The sequence below is a fragment of the Sphingobium sp. Z007 genome (genome assembly GCF_900013425.1).
In the GTDB taxonomy this organism is placed as follows: Bacteria; Pseudomonadota; Alphaproteobacteria; order Sphingomonadales; family Sphingomonadaceae; genus Sphingobium.
Window position 1 is genome coordinate 2,353,243 of record NZ_FBXK01000005.1, and the last position, 26,249, is coordinate 2,379,491.

Consider the following 26,249-nt stretch of genomic DNA (forward strand, 5'->3'; position numbering starts at 1 on the left):
ATGACAAAAACCCTGCGCCGCACCGCCAGCGCGCTGATGCTGTGCGCCAGCGCACTGATCTGGCAGCCGGCCGCCGCCGACACCGGCGGCAAGCCTACCACCGCCACGATCGACGCCGCCAAGCCCGGCCCGGTCTATGACAAGCGCATCTTCACCCAGTTTGCCGAACATCTGGGCAATGGCATCTATGGTGGCCTTTGGGTCGGCAACGACAAGTCGATCCCCAACACCAACGGCTTTCGCAACGATGTGATTTCGGCGCTCAAAAACCTGGCCGTTCCCGTCGTGCGCTGGCCGGGCGGCTGCTTCGCCGACGAATATCATTGGCGTGAGGGCATTGGCGGCAAGGCCAAGCGCCCGGTCAAGATCAACACCCATTGGGGCGGCGTGACCGAACCCAATACGGTCGGCACCCATGAATTTTTCGAACTGATCCGCCAGATCGGCGCGGAAGCCTATGTCGCGGGCAATGTCGGCAACGGCACGCCGCAGGAAATGGCGGAATGGGTCGAATATATGACTTCACCCGCTGGCACGCTGGCCGACGAACGCGCCAGGAACGGCCATAAGGAGCCCTGGGCCGTGCCGTATTTCGGCGTGGGTAACGAACTATGGGGCTGCGGCGGCAATATGCGCGCCGAATATGCCGCCGACGTCACCCGCCGCTACGCCACCTTCATCAAGGCGCCGCGCGGCACCAAGATCCTGAAGATCGCAGCGGGTGCCAATGTCGACGACTATAACTGGACCGAAGTGATGATGCGGGACGCCGGCGCGCAGCTCGACGCCGTGTCGCTCCATTATTACACCCTGCCCCAGGGCGGCTGGCCGCCCAAGGCGGACCCGGTCAATTTCGACGAGACGCTCTGGGCCGACACGCTGGCCAAGGCGGTCCATATGGACGAGCTGATCACCAAGCATGTCGCGATCATGGACAAATATGATCCGGCCAAGCGCGTCTTCCTGGCGGTGGACGAATGGGGCACCTGGTATGCCCAGGATCCCGGCACCCATCCCGGCTTCCTGCGCCAGCAGAACACGATGCGCGACGCGCTGGTCGCCTCCATCCATCTCGACATCTTCGCCAAACATGCCGACCGGGTGAAGATGAGCGCGATCGCGCAGATGGTGAACGTCCTCCAGGCGATGATCCTGACCGATGGCAAGAAGATGGTGCTGACCCCCACCTATCATGTCTTCGAAATGTACAAGCCGTGGCAGGACGCCACCGTGCTGCCGATCAGCATCGACACGCCCTGGTACAACAAGGACCAGTTCGTGATGCCGGCCGTCAGCGGCTCTGCGGTGCGGAGCAAGGATGGGAAGGTCCATGTCGGCCTGTCCAACCTCGATCCCAATCAGGCCAACACGGTCACGGTCAAGCTGGGCGGCCTCAATGCCGCCAGCGTCACTGGCCGCATCCTGACCGCTGGCGCGATGAACGCCCACAACACGTTCGACGCGCCCGAAACCGTCAAGCCCGCCGCCTTCACCGGCGCGCAGGTCAGCAACGGCACATTGACCGTGACGCTGCCGGCCAAGTCGGTGGTGGTGCTGGAACTGCAATAACGGCCTGGCAGCAACAGTTTGGAGCGGGCGGCGGGTGGAATCACCGTCCGCTCCAATCCCTTGGATATGATGATGAATGGAGAGGCCCGCATGAAGCGGCATACGCTTGTGACATTGCTGGGCCTCGCCCTCCTGGCTGGCCACGCCCGTGCGCAGCCGACGGCGCAACCCGCCGTGCCGACGCTCGACAGCCGCCTGACCGGCGATTTGACGCCCACCCACGACCCGGTGATCGCGCGTGAAGGCGACGCCTATCATGTGTTCAGCACCGGCCATGGCAAGCGGCTGATCGAAACCCGCACCTCGCCGGACCTTGTGACCTGGACCGCGGGCGACCCGATCTTCACCGCCCTGCCCGCTTGGGCGAAGGAGGCGATCCCCGGCAGCGACGGCATGTGGGCGCCCGACATCAGCTATGTGAACGGCCGCTATCGCCTTTATTATTCCGTCTCGACCTTCGGCTCCAACCGTTCCGCCATTGGCCTCGCCACCAGCCCGACGCTGGACCCCAAGGCGAAAAATTACGGCTGGCGCGACGAGGGGCTGGTGGTCATGTCCACCAAGGACGACGACTATAACGCCATCGACCCCAATTTCATCATCGATCGGGAAGGCCGCCACTGGCTGTCGCTCGGCAGTTTCTGGACCGGCATCAAGCTGTTCGAACTGGACCCGAAAAGCGGCAAGCCAAAAGATCCCAAGGCCAAGCCCGTCAGCATCGCCCGCCGCCCCGCCCCCGCCGGCGGCCCTGCCCCGGTGGAGGCCCCCTTCATCGTCGACCATGGCGGCTATTACTGGCTGATGGTCAGCTACGACTATTGCTGCAAGGGCGTGAACAGCACGTACTACACCGTCATCGGTCGATCGAAGGCCATCACCGGGCCCTATCTGGGCAAGGATGGCAGTCCTCTCATGCAAGGCGGCGGCACCATCTTCCTGCGCGCTGATCTTCAGGAACAGCAGCGCTTCCGTGGCCCAGGCCATGCCGGTTGGCTGCATGATCGCGATGGCAAAGACTATGTCGTTTATCATGCCTATGACAAGCAGGCGAACGGTGCCCCGACATTGCGCATCGCGCCGGTCACCTGGGGCGCGGACGGTTGGCCGAAAGCGCAATATTAATCTATTAGTCCGACTAACATCTTCGGAGAGACACGCATGTCCCTATCTCTATCCCGCCGCGGCTTCATCGGCAGCGCCGCCGCTTTGTCGGCTACACCGGCCATCGCCCGCGCCGCATCCGGTGCGGCCGTCGCGCCCGGCCCGGTCAACCCGCTGGTCAAGCAACGCGCCGATGCCCAGGTCTTCCGCCATGACGACGGCTTTTACTATCTTACCGGCTCCGTCCCCGAATATGACCGGCTGGTGCTGCGCCGATCCAAGACGATCGCGGGCCTTGCCACCGCGACCGAAGCGGTGCTGTGGCGCCACGAAGCCAGCGGCCCGCGCTCGGGCTTCCTCTGGGCGCCCGAACTGCACCAGATCGACGGCAAGTGGATCATGTATTTCGCGGCCGGCCCCAGCGGCGGCGGCGATGACGTGTTCCGCATCCGCACCTATGCCGTCATCTGCGACGGCGCCGATCCCATGACAGGCAAATGGAGCGTGCTGGGCGAACTGCAGACGCCCTGGGACAGTTTCAACCTCGATTCCACCGTCTTCACGCACAAGGGCGTCCGCTACATGGTGTGGGCGCAGCGCGAGCCGGGGATCGAAACCAACAGCAATCTCTACATCGCCAAGCTGGAATCGCCATTGAAGTTGGGCAGCCAGGTCACGCGCATCGCGGTGCCGACGCTCGACTGGGAGATACGCGGCTATAAGGTGGCCGAAGCCCCCGCTGTCCTGCACCGTAACGGCCGCCTGTTCATGACCTATTCGGCCAGCGCCACCGACGCGCGCTATTGCCTGGGCCTGCTGAGCGCCGACGAAAATGCCGACCTGCTCGACGCCAAAAGCTGGGCCAAGTCGCCGCAGCCCGTCTTCGTCACCAACAGCGCCACCAGCGTCTTTGGCCCCGGCCACAACAGCTTCACCGTGGACGAACAGGGCCGCGACATCCTCGTCTATCATGGCCGCGATTATGAGGCGATCCAGGGCGATCCGCTGTTCAATCCGGACCGCCACACCCGCGTCCAGCGGCTCTATTACACCGCCGACGGCACCCCCGATTTCGGCGTGCCGGTGGGCAATGGCCCGCTGCCCGAACGCTTCATTTCGTCCACCGACCCCAAGCGGCTGATGGCGCATGACGGCAAGCAACTGGTCGCGGGCAACCCGTCACTGGCGCAGACGCAGTTCCGCCAGCTGCCCGGCCGCGCCGGCGCCCGCAGCATCATGCTGTCGCCGATATTGCTGCCGGACCATTATCTGGTCGCGGGCCAGGATGGATCGCTGACCCTGCAACCGGACAGCAAGAGCGCCGATTTCGCCCTGCGCAGCCAGTTCGTCCGCTTCGATGAAAAGACGCTGCACGCCGCGCGGTTCGTGTCCATCGCTGTGCCGGGCAAAGCCATCGGCCTGTCCGCGGACCAGTTGACGCTGGTGGCCAGCCGCGATCCCAGCGCTTGGTGGCATATCGACTGAAATAATAACTCTGACAATTTGATATTGTATGGGCGTCCAGCGATCCACTGGGCGCCCTTTTTCCATCTGTCACCTCGCAGCACCCTAGCCAAAAGGCCGGTTATCCCTGCGTGCGGCAATAATATCACATCGCTGAAATTTCCCTGCAATGCCCTGCAAAATTCCGCTTGCGATTCATTTGTCGGAGCAATAATTAGTCCGAGTAATTCACGCATGGCCGAGGGCCAGCTCCAGGGGAGGATTTTCGATATGGCGATCAAGCCGATTGCACTGGGTTCCGCATCGTTGCTCGCGCTGATGCTCGCGGGCGCCGCCCAGGCCCAGACCGTTCCAGCCGCGCCGCAGGCTAGCCCGCAGGACGAAGCCGCCGATATCGTCGTCACCGGCGTCCGCGCCTCGATCGTCGGCGCCCTCAACGTCCGCAAGAATTCGACCCAGATCGTCGATTCGATCGTCTCGGAAGACGTCGGCAAGCTGCCCGACAACAATGTGGTCGAAGCGCTCCAGCGCGTGACCGGCATCCAGGTCACCGACCGCGCTGGTGGCGAAACCGCCGGCATCACCATTCGCGGCCTGACCGATCCGCTGACCACGCTCAACGGCCGCAACATCTTCACCGCCGCCGGTACGTCCTTCGCGTTGCAGGACATCTCGGCCAACCTCGTCAAGCAGATCGACGTTTACAAGACCCGCTCGCCCGACCAGCTGGAAACCGGCCTTGCCGGCCAGATCGACGTCCAGACCCGTCGCCCGCTCGATTTCGACGGCTTCACCATTTCCGGCCTGGCGCGCGGCGTCTATTCGGAACTGGCGGACAAATATAATCCCAACGTCGCCCTTCTGGTCAGCAACCGCTGGGAAACCGGCATCGGCGACATCGGCTTCCTGGTGAACGCCAGCTACACCAAGGCCCAGTATCGCAACCAGAATCTCCAGGCCGGGGCCATGATCCCGTTCGCCACCGAAACCCCGCCCGCCGGTTCGGGCCTGACCCCGTTGCAGCGCATCTTCCCTGGCGGCCAGAATGAAAACTGGACGCCGGGCCTCGACGCCGGTCTGCCGACCGCTCCGGGATCGACGCTCAATATCAATGGCGTCGAAACCCCCTATTATCTGTCGCGCGACGCGGTCATCGCGTCGGACCTCTACGGCAAGCGGGAACGTCCCTCGATCAATGCCGCGCTGCAGTGGGCCCCCAATGACAGCTCGGTCTATACGGCCGAAGTCTTCTACACCGGCTTCCGGGGCGAAACCTTCAACAGCCTGCACTTCAGCTTTGCCGACTGGTGGGGCGACCTGCCGGCCGACGTCGCCAACAGCTTTGAACTCTATGAAGGCACGAACATCATCAAGTCGCGGCAGATGGGGTCCGTAGCGGGCTTCAACAGCGGCGACAGGGCCACCAATAAGACCGACAGCTATGTCTATGCCCTCAATGCCAAGTGGGATGTGGGCAGCAACGGCAAGATTTCGGCCGACGTCGCCTATCAGGACAGCAAGAACGAGACGAGCTTCTTCGCCATCCGCACCGATCGCGGGCCGCTCGACATCGATGTCGATTTCAACGCCGGTGGCGGCCTGCCTGCTTACAGCTTCGGCAACCAGGAAGTGCTGACCGACGCCAGCAAATGGACCGTGGGCAACCTGTTCGACAGCGGCACGAAGACGGCCGGCAGCGCGCTGACCCTGATGCTGGACGGCGAATATAAGTGGGACGACGGCTTCCTGCGCCGCATCAAGGCGGGCTTCCGCTATGACAACCGCGATGCCGACTCCTCTGTGCGCGACCAGGGCGCCGGTGGCCTGGGCATCACGCTAGACGCGCTTGGCGAAGGCACACCCTTCACCAACAGCGGCTTCTTCGATGGCCGCGCCGACGTTCCGACCAGCTGGGTGCTGGCCGATCCGCGCAGCATGGACAAGGACGCCATCCGCCAACTGTACCGCGCCGTCGCGCCCGGCCTGCTGCTGTCGGACCAGCTGACCTTCGGCCGCGTGTTCAGCATCAACGAAAGCAATCTGGCCGCCTATATCGTCGCCGATGGCGAGCTGGAAATCTTCGGCCGTCCGCTCCAGTTGCAGGGCGGCGTGCGCTTCGTCGCGATCGACACCCTCTACGACTATTTCGATCGCGGGAATAATTTCGCGCAGACCACGGTGTCCACCGGTTCGGAGAAATTCCTGCCGTCCTTCACCGCGCGCTACAACATCACCGACAATCTGCGCATCCGCTTCAACTATGGCGAAACGCTGCGCCGTCCGGCCTTTGGCGATCTCAATCCCAATCTGGCGCTCGGCGGCGATCTGTCGCGCGTCGGCTTCGGCACGGGCTCGTCGGGCAACCCCAATTTGCGGGCGACCCATTCGAAGAATATCGACCTTGCGGTCGAATGGTATTTCGAACGCAACAGCGCCATCTATGCGACGGCTTTCCAGCGCAAGATCAACGGCCTGGTCGTGCCGCTGACCGTGCGGGAATTCATCCCCAACAACTATCTGCCGCGTAACGAAACCTACACCGAGTTCTTCAACATCACCCGCCCGGCCAATGCGTCGAACGGCACGCTCAAGGGGCTGGAACTGGGACTGACCTACTTCCCCTCCTACCTGCCCTCGGTCCTCGACGGCCTCGGCTTCACCGGCAGCGCGACGATCCTGGACTCCGAACAGACGATCCCCGTCGTCAACAATGCAGGCGAGATCACCGGCACCGCCAAGTCCGCCTTCTTCGGCGTGTCGAAGCTGTCCTACAACGCTACGCTGGCTTATGACAAAGGCCCGGTCGGCGCCCGCCTGTCCTATATCTGGCGCAAGGGGTTCCTGAACAACAATGAAGCCCGTGCCTTCGCCAACCCGATCGGCATGTGGCGCGCCCCTGAAAAGAGCCTGGACTTCCAGCTCACCCTGAACGTGAACGAGGATATCGGCATCACCTTCGACGCAGTGAACATCACCAAGGCGAAGCAGCAGAATTATTACAAGTTCGGCGATGTCGGCAACCCGACCGAGTTCAACTCCAGCACGCTGCTGATCGACCGCACTTTCGCGCTGGGCGTCCGTTTCAAGTTCGACTAAGCGCCCCATGGGATGCGGCGTCTCCTCGCCGCGTCCCATGATTGGCGGCCGTATCGGGACACTCTCCAGTCCCGGACGGCCGCCATATTTGTTTGTGGATCACAGGGAGGATGCGATGCGCGCCATGAAGATGCTGTTGCTGGCCGGGGCCGCGATGGTCGGGATCGGCGCAGCGCAGCCGCCCGCCGCGATGGACACGACCGCCATCGCCGCCCGACGCTTCGGCAATGACGCACCCTGGTATCGCGACCGCATCCCCTTCTTCGAATCGGCCGACCCGACGATCGACGCCGTTTATTATTATCGCTGGCAGGTGTATCGCGCACATCAGCGCGATCTGGGCGCCGAAGGCTATATCACCACCGAATTTGCCGACGATGTGGATTGGCAACGCCATCCCTATGCCAGCCTGAACGATGCCAGTGGATTCCATATCGGCGAAGGGCGCTGGCTGAACGACCGGCGCTTCGCCGACGATTATATCCATTTCATGTATGCCAGCGGCGGCAACGACCGTCACTTCACCGATCATATGGCCGATTCGGTGTGGGGCCGTTATCTGGTCGACGGCGACCGCGACGGCGCGCTGCGCCATCTGCCGGTCATGAACCATATCTACCGCCTGTGGGACGACAAGTTCGACTTCGACAAGGGCCTTTATTTCGTCGAGCCGCTACTGGACGCCACTGAATATACCGTCTCTTCGATCGATGCGTCGGGCGGCAAGGACGGGTTCCGAGGCGGCGACGCCTTCCGCCCGTCGGTCAACGCCTATATGTTCGCCAATGCCCGCGCGCTGGCGAACATGGCGGCGATGGCCGGGAACGCTAGCATGGCCGCCGACTACACCGCCCGCGCCGACGCCCTGCAACAACGCGTGCTGGCCCACCTGTGGAGCGAGAAGCTCACCCATTTCATCGACCGGCACCAGTCGCGCAAGAACGAGTTCGTCCGCTATTGGGAGCCGATCCGCAATCGCGAACTGGTCGGCTACCTCCCCTGGATGTTCGAGCTCGTCCCCGACGACCCGAAATATGCCGCCGCCTGGACGCACCTGCTCGACCCCGCCTCGCTCGCCGGCAAGGCGGGGATGCGTACGGTGGAGGCCAGTTACGAATATTATATGCGCCAATATCGCTATCTGGGCACCGCCCCGGAATGTCAGTGGAACGGCCCGATCTGGCCCTATCAGACGACCCAGATACTCCATGGCATGGCCAACCTGCTCGATCATGCCAGGGCGACCGGCCCTGTCACCCGCAGCATCTATATGCGCCTGCTGCGCCAATATGCCGCGCTCCATTATCAGGGCGAAAGGCTGGATATCGAGGAGGATTATCACCCCGAAACCGGCAAGCCGATCGTCGGCCTCGACCGCAGCCACCATTATTTCCATTCCGGCTTCAACGATCTTGTGTTGACCGGCCTGGTCGGCATCCGTCCCCGCGCCGACGATGTGTTGGAGGTGAACCCGCTGCTGCCCGACGCCGCCGATCCGCAATCGCTCGCCTGGTTCCGGGCGCAGGACGTCCCCTATCATGGCCACAAGATCGCGGTGACATGGGACGCGGACGGCAGCCATTACGGGCGCGGCCAGGGGCTTTCGATCGAAGTGGATGGCAAAGAAGTCGCCCGTCGCGACACGCTGGGCCGCGTCGAAATCCCGGTCGCGCGCGTCGCGACGCCCGCGATCGCCCGTCCGATCAACCGCGCGGTGCAACTGGTGCGGGGGCAGTTTCCGATCGGGTCAGCCTCCAGCAACAGCGACCCGGAAAATATCCATGACGCGATAGACGGGCGGACATGGTTCTTCCCCGAATTGCCCAACGGCTGGTCGTCCGCCCCCTCTCCGACGCCGCAATGGTACGCAATCGATTTAGGCAAGCCGGTCGATCTCGCCCGCGCCGAACTGGCCTTCTTTGCCGATGGCAAGGGCTTCGCCGTGCCGCAAAGCTATAGGCTCCAGGCCTGGTTCGATGGTGCCTGGCACGACATCGCGACGCCCAAGCGCAGCCCGGTCGCCAACGGTATCACGGACATCCGCTGGCCGCGACTCCAAATCAGCAAAGTGCGCCTGCACTTCACCCAGTCGAGGGGTAAAGCGACTCGCCTGGCCGAATTTAAATTATTTGGAGAGTGAGATACGAACGACGGGTCGAAACCCTCCATTGCCGGTCCATCTTTTCTGGCCAGCGCAGGAAAGGAATGATACAGCCCGACATAAGTTAAATGACGCAGTTACGCCCCCCTTCCCGTCCCGGCATTTATGCCAAAGGCACCGAAACGGTCGACGCCATCTTGAAGGCGGCTATGGACGTGCTGATTGACGAGGGGGCGGACGCCTTCACCATCCGCCGCATCGCCGCGCGTTGCGACATGAAGGTGGGCAATGTCAGCTATCATTTTCCGCGCAAGGACATGCTGATCCAGGTGCTCCTGGACGAACTGGTCGACAGCTATGGCAAGCTGCTCGACGAAGTCGTGCGCAAGCCCGGCCTGAACGCCGAAGAGCGGCTGAAGCTGGTCATCATCCTGTGCCTTGACGATATCGGGTCAAAGCGGACTACCCATCTTTTCACCGAATTATGGGCGCTGGCCAATCACAACCCCTTCGTCGCAGAGCGGGTCAAGGCCTTCTACGATCGGGTCCATGGCGTGATCGGCGACCATGTCGCCGCGATCAATCCGGCGCTGTCCGCCGAAGATGTCCGCACCGTCGCCCTGTTCATCAGTGCCACGATGGAGGGCGCCACGCCGTTCCTGGGGCATGGCAAGCCCTGGGCCGACAAGATGCCTGCTTTCACCGCGCTTGCCGTCCAGTCGCTGGTAGCGCTGGCCCGCAATGCGTCCTCGGCGGACATCACTGCCCTCGCCCCCGCGCGCGAACCCGAACTGGCCTGACACCAAAACGCTGCGCCGCAACATTTATTTGTTGCTATGGCGTTTCGCCCTCTTGACCAAATCTGGACAGCTGTCAAACCTTGTCCCTGACGCCGCAGGGATCAGGGGGATCAGCCAGCATGTCGAAGACCAGTTCCAGGATATTCGCCGCAGCCCTGTGCGGATCGCTGCTCGCCAGCGCCGCACTGGCGCAGGCCGCACCGGCCGATAGCAAGGCCTCGGTCGAACCCGAAGAATCCGATACGCTGACCATCGATCCGCCCAAGCCGACATGGTTCTTTGTCGATGGCGGGTGGGACATGCCCGGCACCAGCATCTTCGACAGCGAAAGCGGCAAGATGAAGGGCATGGTGGAGACCCGCCGCCTGGCCGACATGGCGATCGATCCGCTGGGCCGATATTATTATGTCGCCGAGACTATTTGGTCGAAAAACGATCGCGGCACGCGACAAGACATGGTGACCGTCTATGACAGCAAGACGCTGAACCTGGTCACGGAAATTGCGATGCCGGGCCGCCTGTTGATCGGATCGCGCAAGAATAATTTCATCATCAGCGACGATGGCAAGACTGGCTATGTCTATGATTTCAGCCCGACATCAGGCGTCAACATCGTCGATCTGGTCAAGCGCAAGCTGGTCACCGCGATCGAATTGCCCGGCTGCGCCAGCCTGATGCCCAATCCGGGCGTCGGCTTCTCCGCGCTCTGCTCCGACGGGTCGATCGCCACCGTGGCGATCAAGGGGACGAAGGCGGACATCACCCACACCGCCTCCTTCTTCGCCGCCAGCGACGATCCGATCTTCGACAATTTCGCCTATGACCGGATCAAGAAGCAGACGACCTTCCTGACCTATACCGGCCAGATCTACACCGCCAAGATCAGCGCGACGCCCACCGTGTCCGCGCCCTTCTCGATCCAGGCGGCGGCCGGCATCCGCGTCGGCGACGCCAAGCCGCTCGACGTCAACTGGTATCCCGGCGGACGCCAGCCGATGGCGCTGCACCGCGCGACCGGCATGCTGTTCGTGCTGATGCACAAGGGCGAATATTGGTCGCACAAGGCATCTGGCGACGAAGTGTGGCAGGTCGATGTTGCCGCGCAGAAGGTGGTGAAGCGCTTCGTACTCAAGGAGCCTATGAACAATATCGAAGTGTCCCAGACCGACAAGCCCCTGCTCTACATGAACGGCGAAAAGGGCGAAGTGCTGGTGCTGGACATCGCCACCGGCGAGGAAAAGCACAACATCGAAAAGGCCGGCGGCGGCATTATCACCGTGCTGGAGCCGTCCTGACCATGGTGTTGGGGGAGCAGTTGCTGGCCCTGTCAGGCCTCGCCGCCTCGATCGCCGTCGGCCTGCTCTTCCTGGTCGCGGGTATCGACCAGTGGCGGCATCGCGCACTGCTGCCCGGCGTCATTGCCAATTATCGCCTGCTGCCCCGGCGGCTGATCGTCCCCGCCGCGCGATTGCTGCCTGTGGTGGAGGTCGCCACCGGTGCCGCGCTGCTGATCGGGTTGCGCCCGTTGCCGCAGTTGCTGGGCATAGCGCTGCTGCTGTTGTTCGCCGCGGCCATGGCGATCAATATCGCGCGCGGGCGCGGCCATATCGATTGCGGCTGCGGCCATGGCGCGCTGCGCCATGCGATAGGCTGGCCGCTGGCGATCCGCAACGCCGCGCTGGCCGCACTACTGGCGCTCCGCCTGCCCACGCCGCCCGCCTTCGGCGCGATCGACATCGCCACGGCGCTTGCCGCCGGTGTCGCCATCGCGCTGCTGTGCCTGCTCTTCCAGTCGCTGGCCGCGCTCGCCGCGTCGCCCGCTCATCGGAGATAACCATGCTAACCTCGCTGATCGTCTCCCAGATCCTGTCCTGGATCGTCATCATCGGCCTCGTCGTCGCGCTGCTCGCGCTGGCGCGGCAGGTCGGCGTGCTGCACATCCGCGTCGCGCCAGCGGGCGCGCTCGCCACCAGCGGCGGCCCGGCGGTGGGCGGCACGATCGGCGCGATCCCAGCCACCACGCTCGACGGCCAATCGGTCAGCGTCGGCGGCCATGCCCATGGCGTGCCGCTGCGGCTCCTCCTCTTCGTGTCGGCGCAATGCCCGCTGTGCAAGGCGGTGATCCCGATGGCGACCAGCTTCGCCCGCGCCGAGCGCGTGGCTCTGACCTTCGTGGGCGATGACGATGTCGCCGCCCAGCGCGCGATGATCGCGCAGCATGGGCTGGAGGGCCATGCCTTCCTCAACGGCCCCGAAGTGGGCCAGGCCTACCAGGTCGCCAAGCTGCCCTTCGCGGTGCTGCTGGACGAAGAGGGCACGATCCTGTCGAAGGGGCTGGTCAACAGCCGCGAGCATCTGGAGAGCCTGGTCGTGGCGCATGAAATGGGCATCGCCACGGTGCAGGATTATATCGGCGGGTTGAAGGCGCAGGCGGCCTGACGGCAAAAATGGGGGCAAGGTCATGAAAAAATTCGACGCCGATAGCATGGGCGAAAAACTGCTGCGCAAGTTCGCGGGCGCCAGTTCGCGCCGCTCGATGCTCTCGCGCCTCGGCGCCGTTCTGGTCGCCGCCCCCGCCTTTCCGCTGCTGCCGGTCAGCCGCGCGGAAGCCGCCAAGCCCGATCGCTCGCCCGAAACCAAGACCTTCTTCGCCCGCACCGCGCAGACGAAGGACGACACGAAATGCGATTATTGGCGCTATTGCGCGATCGACGGGGCGCTCTGCACCTGCTGCGGCGGCGGCATTCACAGCTGTCCGCCGGGCGCGGAGCCTTCGCCTGTCTCCTGGGTCGGCACCTGCATCAACCCGGACGACGGCAAGGCGTATCTGATCGCCTATCGCGACTGTTGCGGCAAACCCGCCTGCGGCCAATGCGGCTGCGACAATACCGATCGCGAAACCCAGCTATACGTGCCGCAACTCAACAATGACGTGATCTGGTGCTTCGGCACCAGCAGCATGGATTATCATTGCTCCACCGCGGTACTGGTGGGCGCGGCAAGCTAAGACTACTTATGGCGTATCTTCCAAGTCACCGTTCGCTTCGAGCGAAGTCGAGCAGCCTTTGCGCTTCCGTTTCTCGACTACGCTCGAAACGAACGGGTGGCGGTGCGGCATTGTGCTAATGGTCGTCCTGTCTCCAAAAACTCCTATCGCCGCGCTATGCACCGCCCTCCTCCTGCTTGGCACAGCGATAAGCGTTCGCGCCGCACTGCCGCCGATGGGCCTGCTCCCCGCCGCGATCACCGACCCCGACATGGCGCGCGCCGACTATGTCGAACAATGCGCCGGCTGCCATGGCGTGGCTGGCAGCGTCGCACCCGCGCGCCTGCCCGAACTGCGCGGCCGGGTCGGCTGGTTTCTCTGCACGCCGAAAGCGCGCGCCTATCTCATCCGCCTGCCCAATGTCGCGCACAGCCGGATCAAGGATAATCAGCAACTGGCCGACATGATGAATTTCGTCGTCTTCGGCCTGGGCGGCGCCAGCACGCCGCCGGGCACGGCCCCCTTCACCGCCGACGAAGTCGCGCGCGAACGGCTGCACGCCTTGTCCACCACCGCGCTCAAGGCCGAACGCGCCCGCCATGTGGACGCCGCGATCCGCCAGTGCAAGGCGCCCGCGTCACTGCGGCTGCTCTATCCGGGCGACAAGGGATAGGCGCATACATTCCCCGGCGAAGGCCGGGGTCCAGGAGGCCCATTCGCTGCGCCCAGAGCTCTGGCCCCCGGCCTGCGCCGGGGCACAGCGTCGGTTACTCGCCCACATCCCCCACGCCCGCGTTCAGGAAGGGCTGTACCCGCAGCCGCGGAAACACCTCTTCCAACGGCTTACTGTCGGGCAGGATATAGACATAGCCGCCCTTCTTGCGAAAGCGCGGGCTGACGCTCTGATTATAGAAGATTTTGGGCACGTTGATGCAGCCGAAGGTGATCCGGTTATCGTCGATCGCGGGCGAGAGCATCCGGTCCTTGCGCTTGTCCTTCGGATTGCCCGGCGGGATCGTATGCAGCGCCACCGAGGTCGCATAATCGACCCACAACACCCGTTGCTTGCCCGCGGCCACGCCGAATTTCGCCAGGAAACGCCCTGCCGGCGTCGTCTTTTCCGCCGGACCGATCTCGGAAAGATTCTTGCTGCCGATGCCCGGCGTCGCCTCGTCACCCGGCGCAATGCCGATCAACACCGGCGCATGGGCCAGCATCCTGCCCTTCGCATCGAACAGATAGGCGGCGGCGCCCGGCTTATCGATGATGATATAGGGCAGCGCGTGATTGTCCTGCGCCCCGGCGACCCAGTCCGCAACGCGCGTGGCACCGTCCGATAGGATCACCGGCGCGTCGGTCAAAGGCGCTTGGGCGGCGGTCTTTTCCGCCTCGGCGGCGCGCACTGGTCCGGCCGCGGCCACGCCCTGCACGGCAACGACCAGCAATAACGCAAAGTTCATGGGATAACCTCGAAGGGGGTTCGGCAAAAAGGGCCGGCGCCAAGGGAAGCGCCGACCCTATAACAATCGGTGCGGCCAGGCCGCCCCGTATCAGTTGCGCGCGCGCTTGCGCTGGGCTTCCTGCATCCGCTGCTCGACGCCATCGACGCGGCCGTTCAGCTGATCGAGCCGCTGGCTGTTCTGCTGCGACTGGCCCGATGCGGCGCGGGCCTCTGCCAGTGCCTGTTGCGCGGTGCCGTCGGTCGTCTGCAACCGCGCGTCGAGCGCATCGACGCGCTGATTCACGGTGGCGACCTGTTCGCGCACAAACCCTTTGGTAGCGCAGCCCGTCAGGCCGATCGAGCCTGCCAAAACCGCGGTCAGGGCCCCTATTTTCGTCAAAGAGGGCGACATATTATTCTCCTGATAGTCGAAATGACTGCGTCTTTGGAGGCCGCCCAGGACCGTTCCGGCAACGTGATTATGACCGGACGTGCGTCTGGCCGGTTGAATGGAGCGATCCATAAAAGCGCGCTATTGCGCTGAAAAGCTGGATGAATTCTGGATGAACCCGGCGCAAGGTGTCGTCTTCCGCTGGCCCGATACGATGCCCGCTTCATCGCTGCGCGGCAAAACGCTAATCGCCGCCGAATCCTGCGATTCGGCGGCGACGCAATCCTTGTTCGCTAGGGTCAGGCCGTCAGTATTTCTGCCCGAAGCGAATGCCGAAAAATTGCGGCTTGATGGTGAAGGTGCGCGACGATCCCGAACAGAAGTCGATCGAGCAGAAGGTGTTGCGCGTCAACTGTCCCCGCTTGTCGAAGGCGTTCTGAAGGAACAGGGTCAGGCTCCAATTATCCTTCTTGATACCGCCTGAAAAATCGAAGCTGACGAATCCCTTGGTATTGCCCAGCAGCGCATTGTTATCGACGTTGAGATCCTGCGTCGCACCGGTCTGATAAAGCGCCGCACCCTGAAGGTAGGCGCTGTAATCGCCCATGTAAGTGTCGAAGCGGATCGACGACGTGCCCTTGAACTTGGGCTGGCGCGGCAGGCGGGTGCCGTCGGCGGCGGCGACGGACGGGATCGGCGGATTTGCGCCGACATCGACACCCGGCGCGCAACTGCTTAGCTGGCCGATCGCGGTGCCCGCGTCGTTCAGCGCAAAGTTGCAGAAATCGCCCTTCAACTTGCCGTCATTATAGGCGCCGGAGGTCGAGAAGGTGAACTTGCCCAGTTTCAGGTCGGCATCATATTCGATGCCCTTGACCACCGCCTTGCCCGCATTGCCGGTCATGCCCGCACCCTGCGCGCCCGCAACCACGACGCTATACTGGATATTGTTCCACTTCTCATAATAGACCGAGGCATTGAACCGGAAGATGTTGTTCCAAGTGGTCTTCACACCCATCTCGAAATTGGTCAGTTTTTCAGACTCGAATGGGGCCACATCCACGATCTTGCCCAGACTGCGGATACGCAGCGGCCGGTTATAACCGCCGGGGCGGAAGCCCGTCGAATAGTTGGCATAGACCATCTTGTCGGTCTGGAACTGCCAATCGAGCGCGATCTTATGGGTTTCGCCATCCTCCTTGTAACGGCCGGTCCCGTCCGCTGCGTTGGTGTTGGTGTTGATACAGGTCAGGCGCTCGTCGACCGGCAGGGGTGTCGCACAGCCCACGCCTGCCGCAGACCCAGCGACGCCCGCAAAGCCCTTGACCGTATAATCTGTCCAGAAATAGCGGATGCCGCCGGTCAGCTTCAGCGTCGGCGTGATGTTATAATGGCCTTCGGCGAAGATCGCCTTGTCATGATAAAGCTGGTTCTGCTCGGTGATGTAGAAGCCGTCGCCCTTTACCGCCTGCGTGCCCAGTAACATCGTGCCCAGCGGATTGCCGTTGGGGTTGATGACATCGCTGGTGTCGAAGAAGGGATTGCCGTCGTCGTCATAGCCGATGCCATACATCGCCGGCACGCCGATCAGGCCGCCCGCCACATCGCCACCGCCGGTCGCGGTATAGCCGGTGATCGTGTCCAACCCGCGAATGGCGTAAAAGGTGTTCGTCTCATTCTTCTGCCGCTGGTAAAAGCCGCCGAGCGTGACGTCGAACGGCCAGTCCTTGGGCGTGGAGATGCGCAATTCCTGAGTGAATTTGTTACGGTGGGTATCGGCGTGATAATATTGCGTCGGGTCGATCAGCGAACATTGCTGTGACGCGCCCGATCCGGTGCAATTGTCGAAAAATTGCAGATAGCTTTCATAGCCCGCGCCGAAACCGTCATAGGTGACGGTATAATAGGTATAGTCGTTGAGCGTCTTGGTCCGGCGCTTGAAGAATCCGGTCGCGGAAACGACGTCCCAATCGCCGATATGGCCGTGGATGCTCAGCGCCGCCTGATACCAGCGGTCGTCATTCTTGGTCTGGTCATAATCATGGACCTCCAGATCGCCGACGCGCGGGTCATAGCCGAAATAGCCCTTGGCGACCTGGCGCTGGCCAGTGAATTGCGGCGTGATTTCCCAATCGTCGGCCGGCTGCCACAATATCTGGATGCGGCCGCCAAATTCCTTGATCGTGTTATAATCGTCCTTCGCGATGTCGCTATTGTCGAGCGCGAAATTGGTGTTCGGATTATTGTCGCCCAGCGTATAGACGGCCGGGCTGCCATTGTTGAGCAGGCCATTGTTGGGCGTATTGTCGATATAACCGCCATCGCGCCGATAATAGCCCATCACGCGCAGCGCCAGATTGTCGCCCTGCGGAATGTTGATGTAGGATTCGATCTGGCCGCCGAAATCGCCCTTGCCATATTTATTGGCTTCGACGTCGTACCCGAATTCGAACTTGTCGAGATTGGGCTTGTTGGTGATCAGGCGGATGGTGCCCGCCAGCGACCCTGCGCCATAGAGCGTGCCCTGCGGCCCGGCCAGCGCCTCGACCCGCTCCATGTCATAGGCATGGATGTCGGGGACTTCGGTGCCGGTGATCGGAATGTCATCCAGATAATAGCCGACCGAGGCATAGGCGCCGCCCGCCGGCACGATGCCGCGGAAGAAAGCCGTGTTGCGGCCCGGCCCGATCCCCTCGAACGACACGGACGGCAGCAGCGCCGCGAAATCACTGAGGCCCTTGACCTGCCGCTGCGCCAGCGTCTCGGCCCCCAGCGCCTGCATCGAGATCGGCACTTTCTGGATCGACTGCGCGCTGCGCGTCGCGGTAACGACGATTTCGGTAAGGCCGCCCCCGGCCTCCGCCGCGGCATCGGCGGCGACCGGGTCCGGCGCGACCTGCTCCGCGGCCTCGGCAGCGAACGCGACCATCGGCGCGGCAAGCCCCGCCAATATGGTGCTGACCCCCAAAATCTTCATCAATTGCGACCGGCGACGCGACGGGACTTTCATCTTGTTCTGACTCCCCCTTGGATAAACCGCGCCTTCCGCCTCGCTCTCCCTGTCTCGCGGTTTGCCCGCGTGGTTATGACGCACTGCACCCTGCCCTTGGCGGGCATATTCTTCCCTGGCGCTCGCAAAGACACATGTCCCCGCGATCGGAAACCAAGTGGTTTCCAGACCAGTCGCGCCAGTGCGCAACATTCAAAATTATATGACTACCCCTTGGACTTTCGCCATTCCATGACGCTTGTCCAGCTTTGATAATGCGGCAATGAAAGCAGGAGTCAACAGCTTAGTTGCTGATGGCGCAACAGATTGTTGCGCTGCCGCAAAATCGCGGTCATGCTGCAAGGCCGAAAGGAAATAGGACAGACGATGACCGCTGCTTCTACCGTCACCGCCCGACCGCCTCTCTCTTCCTTGGCATCGGCGCAGGCCGCCATTGCGGCCGGCGATCACGCCAGAGCCATCCCACTGCTGGAAAGCCTGTTGCGGCAACAGCCCGCCCTGGCCCCCGGCTGGTTCCTGCTCGCCGCGCAGTTGCGCAAGGCCGGGCGGGACGAAGACGCCTGGCGCGCCGACCTGTCCGGCGTCCACGCCTCATCCCGCGACCGCAACTTGCTCGAAGCGGCGATGGCGATGCACGCAGGCGATCTCGACGCCGCCGACGCGCGGCTGGCGGCGCGCGACGATGCCCCCGCCATCCGCATGGCCGGCGAAATCCAGTGGCGGCGCGGCGACATGAGCGCGGCGCTGGCGCTGGTCGAACGCGCCGTCGCCCTCGCCCCCGGCTTCGACCTGGCGCGCGATTTCCTCATCCGCCTGCTGCTCCAGAACAACCGGCTGACCGAGGCGCTGGCCCATGCCGACATCCTCGCCGCCTCGCCGATGAAGCATCCCGGCTACGACCTGATCCGCGCCTCCGTGCTGGTGCGGCTGGGCGATCAGGACGGCGCGCGGGCGATCTACGAACATCTGCTCGCCCTCAAGCCAGACCAGCCGCAAGTCTGGCAAAATCTGGGGCATGCGCTCAAGACTTTGGGGCGACAGGCCGACGCCGTCCATGCCTATCGCCAGGCGGTGGCGCATCAACCGACCATGGGCGAAGCCTGGTGGAGCCTGGCCAACCTCAAGACCGTCAAGTTGGACGCCGCCGACATCGCGACGATGGACCGCGCGCTCGCCACCCTCGCGCCCGACGTCGCGACCCGGCAGGAGGATATCTTCCACCTCCATTTCTCGCTGGGCAAGGCGCTGGAGGATGCGGGCGAAGACGCAGCCGCCTTTGACCATTACGACCAGGGTAACCGCCTGCGCCGCACGATGATCCGCCACGACGCCGCCGAATTTTCCGCCGAAGTCTCGGCGGCGCGCGGCACCTTCACCAGCGCCTTCATCGCCGTCCAGGGCGCAGGCGGCTGCTTGGCCCCCGATCCGATCTTCATCGTGGGCCTGCCGCGCGCGGGATCGACGCTGGTCGAACAGATCCTCTCCAGCCACAGCAGGATCGAAGGCACGATGGAACTGCCGGAGATGATGATGATCGCCGGCCGCCTGCAATCGCGCGTGGACGATGGCGAATTTCCCGATTTCGCCGCGATGATCGCGGCCCTCACCCCCGCCGACCGGCTGCGCTTGGGCGAGGAATATATCGATCGCACGCGCGTCCATCGGCAGACCGACCGGCCGCATTTCATCGATAAGATGCCCAATAATTGGCAGCATGTCGGCCTGATCCGGCTGATCCTGCCCAACGCCCGTATCATCGACGCGCGCCGCCATCCGATGGCCTGCGGCTTTTCAGCCTGGAAACAGCATTTCGCCCGCGGCCAGGCGTTTAGCTACGACCTGACCGACATCGGCCTCTATTATCGCGATTATGTGGAATTGATGGCCGCCTTCGACGCCGCCGCGCCCGGCCAGGTCCATCGCGTTCTCTACGAACATATGGTCGCCGACACGCCGGGCGAAGTTGCGCGCCTGCTCGCCTATCTGGATCTGCCGTTCGAGGATGCCTGCCTCGCTTTCTGGACCAACAAGCGCGCGGTGCGGACCGCCAGCAGCGAACAGGTGCGCCAGCCCATCTTCACGGACGGGGTCGATCACTGGCAGCGCTTCGCCCCCTGGTTGGGGCCGCTGGAAACGGCGCTGGGACCGGCGCTGACCGACTGGGACAGCTAATTTTCCCCTTGCCCCAACGCCAATCCCATGCACAAAGCTTGCCAACCGCCCTACGCGTTCCGAAATTTAAGGAAAGCTTAGTCGAACGGCTGCAAGGACAAGATGCATGGACGACCTGATGACCCCGGAACGGACGAAGCAACGTCCGCAAATCCCGCAGGAAGTAAGCGACGGCCTGTCGGTCATTTCGATCGCCAAAAGCTATGACAAGCGCGTCGTCCTGTCCGACGTGTCGCTGACCGTGGGCAAGGGCGAGGTCGTCGGCCTGCTCGGCCCCAATGGCGCGGGCAAGACCACCTGCTTCTATTCGGTCATGGGCCTTGTCCGCCCCGACCATGGCCGCATCGTGCTGGACGGGCAGGATATCACCAACCTGCCCATGTATCGCCGCGCGATCCTGGGGCTGGGCTATCTGCCGCAGGAAACGTCGATCTTCCGCGGCATGACCGTAGCGCAGAATATCAGCGCGGTGCTGGAGCAGGCCGAGCCGGACAAGGCCGCGCGCGCCGCCCGGCTGGAACAGTTGCTCAGCGAGTTCGGCCTCATCCGCCTGCGCGATTCGGCTGCGATGGCGCTGTCGGGCGGCGAACGCCGTCGCTGCGAAATCGCCCGCGCGCTGGCCGCCAACCCCTCGATCGTACTGCTGGACGAGCCGTTCGCGGGCATCGATCCGCTTTCGATCGCCGACATTCGCGATCTGGTGAAGGATTTGAAGACGCGCGGCATCGGCGTGCTCATCACCGACCATAATGTGCGCGAGACGCTGGAAATCGTCGACCGCGCCTGTATCATCTATGACGGCCAGGTGCTGTTCGCGGGCAATCCCACCGAACTGGTCGCCAATGCCGACGTCCGCCGCCTCTATCTGGGCGAGAATTTCCAGCTTTGACATGAAGACAGGGCGCACTCTCCTTTATGATCGGGGAGCGCGATAATGGCGCTCGGCCCGCGCCTCGACATTCGGCAGAGCCAGTCGCTCGTCATGACGCCCCAGCTCCAGCAGGCGATCAAGCTGCTGGCGCTGTCCAATCTGGAAATCGAAGCCTTCGTCGCGGGCGAACTGGAAAAGAACCCGCTGCTCGAACATGCAAGCGGCGACGACGGCCCGACCGCCCCCGACGGCATCGACCGGACGATCGACACCCCCACCCTCTCCGCCGAAACCGGCGCCAGCGACTCGCTGATCGCGCAAGGACTGGGCGGCGCAGACAGCCCGCTCGACGTCGATCATGGCGCAGGCAGCTTCATCGATGACGGCCCTGGCGATCGCATGGCCGACGCCCATGGCACCGGCGGCGGCGGCATGGACGCGCTGTCGGGCAGCTATAGCGAGGACGCGCCCGATTTCGACAGTTTCGCCGCCCCCGACATCGGCCTTCAGGAACATCTGATGGGGCAGGCCCGCGCCGCGTGCACAGGCATGGACCTGTTCATCGCCACCCAACTCATCGGCCAGATCAGCGAGGCCGGCTATCTGGAAGCGAACCTGCTCCAGACCGCCCATGGCCTCGGCGTCCCCCTGTTCGACGTCGAGCGGGTACTGGGCGTCATACACACATTCGATCCCACCGGCGTCGGGGCGCGCTCACTGGCCGAATGTCTCGCGCTCCAGGCGAAGGAGGCCGACCGCCACGATCCCTGCATGGCGAGGCTGCTCGCCAATCTCGACCTGCTGGCCAAGGGCGCGCTGCCCCAGTTGCGCCGTATCTGCGGCGTGGACGAGGAGGATATGGCAGACATGATCGCCGAATTGCGCGGTTATGATCCCAAACCCGGCCTGCGCTTCGCCAATGACCGCGCCGCGCCGGTCACGCCCGACCTTTTCGTGCGGCCGACCCATGACGGCTGGGCGATCGAGATCAACAGCGCCACCCTGCCCCGCGTCCTCATCAACCGCAGCTATTATGTCGAACTGTCCACCGGGCCGCAGGACAAGAGCGCCAAGGCCTGGCTCGCCGACTGCCTCGCCAGCGCCAACTGGCTGGTCAAGGCGCTGGACCAGCGGCAAAAGACAATCATCAAGGTGGCGAGCGAGATCGTGCGCACGCAGGAGGCCTTTTTCCAGCAGGGCGTCGCGCATTTGAAGCCCCTGACGCTGCGCGCGGTGGCCGACACGATCGGGATGCACGAAAGCACCGTCAGCCGCGTGACCTCCAACAAATATCTGTCCTGCCCGCGCGGCCTCTACGAACTCAAATATTTCTTCACCAGCGGCGTGTCGTCATCGGGCGGCGATGGCGGCTCGGTCTCGGCGGAAGCGGTCAAGAGCCACATCAAGGCGCTGATCGGTGCCGAAGACCCGCAGGCGATCCTGTCCGACGACACGCTGGTCGACCTGCTCCGCGCCAAAGGCATGGACATAGCCCGCCGCACCGTCGCCAAATATCGCGAGGCGCTGGGGATCGGCTCGTCGGTGCAAAGGCGGCGGCAGAAGGCGTTGAAGGGGAAGGCGGCGTAGAGCTGGAAGCTGTTCGCTGCGAGTTAAGCGACGACGCTGGTTGGCGGCTGACTTGGGTGATGGGGTGGACGCCCCCCGACGGTATCGATGTGCCAAAGTGGAGGTGTTGAACACCACTTGAGGGAGGCGTCCATGTCAGAAGTTAGCATAATCGGGTTGGATATCGCCAAGCATGTTTTTCATGCGCACGGTGTAGATGTGTCGGGCCATGTGCTTCTTCGCAAGAAGATCAGCCGAGCGAAGCTGTTGCCGTTTTTCGCAGCACAGCCGCGTTGCCAGGTAGTTCTGGAAGCATGCGGCGGCGCGCATCACTGGGCGCGCGAGTTGCTCAAGCTGGGCCATGATGTGCGGTTGATTGCGCCGGCCTATGTGAAGCCGTTCGTGAAGCGTCAGAAGAACGATGCGGCCGATGCCGAGGCGATCTGCGAGGCGGCCCAGCGACCAAGCATGCGGTTCGTGCCGGTGAAGACAGAGGAGCAGCAGGCGGCGGCAATGGTGTTCCGGGGCCGTGACCTGTTGGTGCGGCAGCGGACCCAGATCAGCAATGCCCTGCGCGGCCATATGACCGAGTATGGCTGGATCGCGCCCAAGGGGCTGGCCCATCTGGAAAAGCTTGCCGCGCTGCTCGCCGATCCATTGGCTGTTCCCCAGGGCGTGCGATCGGTCTGCATGCTTCTGCTCGACAGCCTGGCGATGCTCGACCGGCAGATCGCCGCACTCGACAAGGAGATTGTGCGCCGTTCGCGCGAAGATGCTCTCGCACGCCGGCTCATGACGATCCCGGGCATCGGTCCGATCACGGCAACTGCCATCCTGGCGCTTGCGCCGCCGTCGGGCACCTTCGCCAAGGGACGTGACTTTGCCGCATGGGTCGGCCTCACGCCGCGGCAGCACTCGACGGGCGGCAAGCAGAAGCTGGGTTCGATCTCAAAGATGGGCGAGCGAACGCTCAGGCGGTTGCTGATCATCGGCAGCAGCGCCGTGGTGTTGCAGGCGAGCAAGCGGGGCGCGCCCAAGGGATCATGGCTGGAGCAGATGATGGCGCGCAAGCCACGCATGCTCGTAACAGTGGCGCTCGCTAACAAGACAGCGCGCATCGTCTGGGCGCTCATGATGAAGAATGAGGATTACACTGCTCCGGTCGCAGCGGCGGCGTAAGCCAAAGCGGACCAGAGGTCGTCGGGGCGTAAGTCGGTCGAAGGAGGGTATGGCACAACAGTCGGCGAGACGGGGTCGGAAGAACCAGGGCTAACCACCGTGCTTCATCAGCACGCTTAGGGTGATGTGGTTCCGATCCGCGAACTCCCATACGGGCCCGCAGCCTTCATCGCTGCATCAGAGGCCGGACAGATGGCAGCATCCGACTACGCGCCAAATACTCCAAATTACCGCTTGCGTCGCGCGGGGCGTCCACAGATGGGTAGCGGACTGTCGGGTTCACGAGTGCAGGTGCCGTAAAGCGGACATAAAATTCACCGTCACCCCAGCGAAGGCTGGGGTCTCAGGCGGCGACGCGCTACGGTAGGACATGGCGCGAGGCGGCTACACCTACATCATGACCAACAAGCCGAGGGGCATTCTCTATATCGGCGGCACAGCCAACATCGCAGCGCGCGCAGAACAACATCGCAATGGCACCGGCTCTACCTTTTGCAAGAAATACGGACTGACGCGCCTTGTTCTGGTCGAACCACATGATGACATCACGCTCGCTATCACCCGAGAGAAGGCGCTCAAAGCCTGGAAACGTGAATGGAAAATCCGGCTTGTAGAAGAAAGCAATCCAGGTTGGCTGGATATGTCAGACGTTATCCTTTGACCGCCTGAGACCCCAGCCTTCGCTGGGGTGACGGTTGGGGGAAATGGCCGCTCTCAGGCAATTCCACGACATATTTCAATGTCCATCTTTGGTCCGTTTGCAGTCAGGCACTGTCAATCGGCAGGGCGTTTTCGTTCAGGCAAAAATATGCCGACGGCGGCGATAACCAACATGAAGCTGAATATACTTCTGTCGTTACCGTATCGGACACGAACGGCCACCGATGCGGCCAAAAGCACAAAACCCACCATCGCACGGATCCAATAGGGATAGTGATTAAGCCCCTTCATCAATCCTACCTCATCCGCTCAGAGAATGCCCGGTATTAGATATCAGAACTACGCTTAGCAACGGTAACCGCGCGCCCTCCCTTCACTTCGATATCCCCCAACCGATACTTCCAATGTAGGATTTTCTCTGATCTACCCCATGGGATGCAACCGCGCCCTGCCTCCTGCTGCCCCAACTCACACCCCGTGACCTACATGGCGCGTCACCGGCGCGTGGACGTGACGCAAGTGACGCACGCCCGATACGTGGGCGTGGCCTGGGAGAGGCCTGACCGTGGCCTTGCCTTCGCCGTCACTCACGGTTTTCCGCCATATTCTCCATCCGTCACCCCCACAAAACCTCTGTAACGGTGTGAACTTCGATGCGTGACCCTGCCGCGACGGTCCTTGCCCTTCACCCCTTGACCCCAAAGACCCGTCCGGCAAAGGCACCCGCAAAACTCACGCCATAAGGATCGCACCCGCCCCATGTCCCCCTCCGCCGCCATCGCCTATCTCAACGGCCGCTTCCTGCCGCTCGAAGACGTCCGTATCTCCCCGCTCGATCGCGGCTTTCTGTTCGCGGACGGTATTTATGAAGTGGCGGCCGTAATCGACGGCAGGCTGGTCGACAGCGCCAGCCATCTCGCCCGGCTGGAGCGCTCCACCGCCGCGATCGGCATCGGCCTGCCGCTTACCCTCGACGCGATCGAGGCGGCGCAGAAGCAACTGGTCGCCCGCAATGGCCTGAGCGAGGGCCTCGTCTATCTCCAGATCACCCGCGGCGCGGACACGACCCGCGACTTCATCGCCCCGACCAGCCTGCAACCGACGCTCTTCATGTTCGTCCAGGACAAGCCTTTCCTGAATGTCCCTGCGGTCGGCACCGGCATCGCGGTCGCCACCATGCCCGACCTGCGCTGGGCGCGGCGCGACATCAAGAGCGTTGGCCTGCTTGCCCAGGCGATGGCGAAACAGGCCGCCAAGGAGGCCGGCGCGCAGGAAGCCTGGATGGTCGAGGACGGCTTTGTCACCGAAGGCGCATCGTCCACCGCCGTCATCGTCACCGACGAAGGCATCGTTACCCGCCCCTACAGCCGATCGGTGCTGGCCGGCTGCACCGGCGCGGCGCTAACCGCGCTGGCGCAGGAAAGCGGCATAGCCGTCATCCGCCGCCCCTTCACCGTCGCCGAAGCCTTGGCCGCGAAGGAGGCCTTCATCACCAGCGCCTCGACCCTGTGCCTGTCGGTGGTGCGGATCGACAGGCAGCCGGTGGGCGACGGCATGCCCGGCCCAGTCGCGATGCGACTGCGCGCGCTCTACATCGATTTCGCCCGCGCGACGGGGGTCTGACGAATGACTCCATAATGGAGGGAGCTTCATCTTTTCCTGGTAGGATAGGAAGATCCCATCATTTCGGTGGCAAAATGGGGGCAAGCTGGATGAAGGAGCGAGCGAACCAGGCGTGGTGCGCGGTCCTATGAGGGGATTGCTCCAGACCCTCTCCAATATGGCCATTTTATGGGGCTGAAACGATCCGTTCTTGCTTTATTCTCAAGAACGAAGGTAGAA

Annotated in this window: 21 protein-coding genes; 17 read left to right on the forward strand and 4 right to left on the reverse strand. The window is 63.2% G+C overall.

Features of this window, described 5'->3' with window-relative positions:
* The 11 genes from CEQ44_RS19395 (at position 1) to CEQ44_RS19445 (ending at position 13,790) form a co-directional block, all read left to right on the forward strand.
* Positions 1-1,569, forward strand: a complete 1,569-nt coding sequence (locus CEQ44_RS19395; RefSeq protein ID WP_088185508.1) for an alpha-N-arabinofuranosidase — start codon at positions 1-3, stop codon at positions 1,567-1,569.
* Between the two features lie 90 nt (positions 1,570-1,659).
* Positions 1,660-2,691: an arabinan endo-1,5-alpha-L-arabinosidase gene (locus CEQ44_RS19400; protein ID WP_088185509.1), complete on the forward strand. Its 1,032-nt coding sequence runs from the start codon at positions 1,660-1,662 to the stop codon at positions 2,689-2,691.
* 36 nt (positions 2,692-2,727) lie between these two features.
* The gene (locus tag CEQ44_RS19405) at positions 2,728-4,155 is read left to right on the forward strand and encodes a glycoside hydrolase family 43 protein (RefSeq protein WP_088185494.1); all 1,428 of its coding nucleotides are present in this window, start codon (positions 2,728-2,730) and stop codon (positions 4,153-4,155) included.
* A 249-nt stretch (positions 4,156-4,404) separates the two neighbouring features.
* Complete coding sequence (locus tag CEQ44_RS19410; protein WP_088185510.1) at positions 4,405-7,230, forward strand: TonB-dependent receptor; 2,826 nt, start codon at positions 4,405-4,407, stop codon at positions 7,228-7,230.
* Positions 7,231-7,354: 124 nt separating this feature from the next.
* The gene (locus tag CEQ44_RS19415; RefSeq protein ID WP_256960047.1) at positions 7,355-9,370 is read left to right on the forward strand and encodes a discoidin domain-containing protein; all 2,016 of its coding nucleotides are present in this window, start codon (positions 7,355-7,357) and stop codon (positions 9,368-9,370) included.
* Between the two features lie 89 nt (positions 9,371-9,459).
* Complete coding sequence (locus CEQ44_RS19420) at positions 9,460-10,131, forward strand: TetR/AcrR family transcriptional regulator (protein ID WP_088185496.1); 672 nt, start codon at positions 9,460-9,462, stop codon at positions 10,129-10,131.
* A gap of 119 nt (positions 10,132-10,250) precedes the next feature.
* The gene (locus CEQ44_RS19425) at positions 10,251-11,426 is read left to right on the forward strand and encodes an amine dehydrogenase large subunit (protein WP_088185497.1); all 1,176 of its coding nucleotides are present in this window, start codon (positions 10,251-10,253) and stop codon (positions 11,424-11,426) included.
* Between the two features lie 2 nt (positions 11,427-11,428).
* A complete protein-coding gene (locus tag CEQ44_RS19430) occupies positions 11,429-11,965 on the forward strand; it encodes a MauE/DoxX family redox-associated membrane protein (RefSeq protein WP_088185498.1) in 537 nt (178 codons plus the stop codon).
* Positions 11,966-11,967: 2 nt separating this feature from the next.
* Positions 11,968-12,570, forward strand: a complete 603-nt coding sequence (locus CEQ44_RS19435) for a methylamine utilization protein MauD (RefSeq protein ID WP_088185499.1) — start codon at positions 11,968-11,970, stop codon at positions 12,568-12,570.
* Positions 12,571-12,592: 22 nt separating this feature from the next.
* A complete protein-coding gene (locus tag CEQ44_RS19440) occupies positions 12,593-13,138 on the forward strand; it encodes a methylamine dehydrogenase light chain (RefSeq protein WP_088185500.1) in 546 nt (181 codons plus the stop codon).
* 214 nt (positions 13,139-13,352) lie between these two features.
* Entirely contained in the window at positions 13,353-13,790 is a 438-nt protein-coding gene (locus CEQ44_RS19445; protein WP_254913653.1) for a cytochrome C, read from the forward strand.
* A 94-nt stretch (positions 13,791-13,884) separates the two neighbouring features.
* Here the strand turns inward: CEQ44_RS19445 and CEQ44_RS19450 are convergent, their stop codons facing one another.
* The 3 genes from CEQ44_RS19450 to CEQ44_RS19460 form a co-directional block, all read right to left on the reverse strand.
* Positions 13,885-14,577, reverse strand: a complete 693-nt coding sequence (locus CEQ44_RS19450; protein ID WP_088185501.1) for a hypothetical protein — start codon at positions 14,575-14,577, stop codon at positions 13,885-13,887.
* A 90-nt stretch (positions 14,578-14,667) separates the two neighbouring features.
* The gene (locus tag CEQ44_RS19455; protein ID WP_088185502.1) at positions 14,668-14,970 is read right to left on the reverse strand and encodes a hypothetical protein; all 303 of its coding nucleotides are present in this window, start codon (positions 14,968-14,970) and stop codon (positions 14,668-14,670) included.
* Between the two features lie 286 nt (positions 14,971-15,256).
* Entirely contained in the window at positions 15,257-17,959 is a 2,703-nt protein-coding gene (locus CEQ44_RS19460; protein ID WP_254913654.1) for a TonB-dependent receptor, read from the reverse strand.
* Between the two features lie 366 nt (positions 17,960-18,325).
* On the opposite strand from CEQ44_RS19460, the gene CEQ44_RS19465 reads away from it, so the two are divergent.
* The 5 genes from CEQ44_RS19465 (at position 18,326) to CEQ44_RS19485 (ending at position 24,408) form a co-directional block, all read left to right on the forward strand.
* Positions 18,326-20,131 (forward strand): tetratricopeptide repeat-containing sulfotransferase family protein, encoded by a 1,806-nt coding sequence (locus CEQ44_RS19465; protein WP_254913655.1) that lies wholly within the window; start codon positions 18,326-18,328, stop codon positions 20,129-20,131.
* 118 nt (positions 20,132-20,249) lie between these two features.
* Entirely contained in the window at positions 20,250-21,020 is a 771-nt protein-coding gene (gene lptB / locus CEQ44_RS19470) for an LPS export ABC transporter ATP-binding protein (RefSeq protein WP_373438227.1), read from the forward strand.
* A gap of 45 nt (positions 21,021-21,065) precedes the next feature.
* A complete protein-coding gene (gene rpoN / locus CEQ44_RS19475) occupies positions 21,066-22,589 on the forward strand; it encodes an RNA polymerase factor sigma-54 (RefSeq protein WP_088185505.1) in 1,524 nt (507 codons plus the stop codon).
* Positions 22,590-22,721: 132 nt separating this feature from the next.
* The gene (locus CEQ44_RS19480) at positions 22,722-23,747 is read left to right on the forward strand and encodes an IS110 family transposase (protein WP_088201808.1); all 1,026 of its coding nucleotides are present in this window, start codon (positions 22,722-22,724) and stop codon (positions 23,745-23,747) included.
* A gap of 370 nt (positions 23,748-24,117) precedes the next feature.
* Positions 24,118-24,408, forward strand: coding sequence for a GIY-YIG nuclease family protein (locus tag CEQ44_RS19485; RefSeq protein WP_179212572.1), 291 nt, complete (start codon positions 24,118-24,120; stop codon positions 24,406-24,408).
* Between the two features lie 113 nt (positions 24,409-24,521).
* Here CEQ44_RS19485 and CEQ44_RS24555 read toward each other — a convergent pair whose 3' ends face one another.
* On the reverse strand, positions 24,522-24,698 hold the full coding sequence (locus CEQ44_RS24555; RefSeq protein ID WP_176400395.1) for a hypothetical protein: 177 nt from the start codon (positions 24,696-24,698) through the stop codon (positions 24,522-24,524).
* Between the two features lie 468 nt (positions 24,699-25,166).
* Here CEQ44_RS24555 and CEQ44_RS19490 point away from each other — a divergent pair, with 468 nt between their 5' ends.
* The gene (locus tag CEQ44_RS19490) at positions 25,167-26,030 is read left to right on the forward strand and encodes a D-amino-acid transaminase (RefSeq protein ID WP_088185191.1); all 864 of its coding nucleotides are present in this window, start codon (positions 25,167-25,169) and stop codon (positions 26,028-26,030) included.
* Positions 26,031-26,249: the final 219 nt, after the last annotated feature.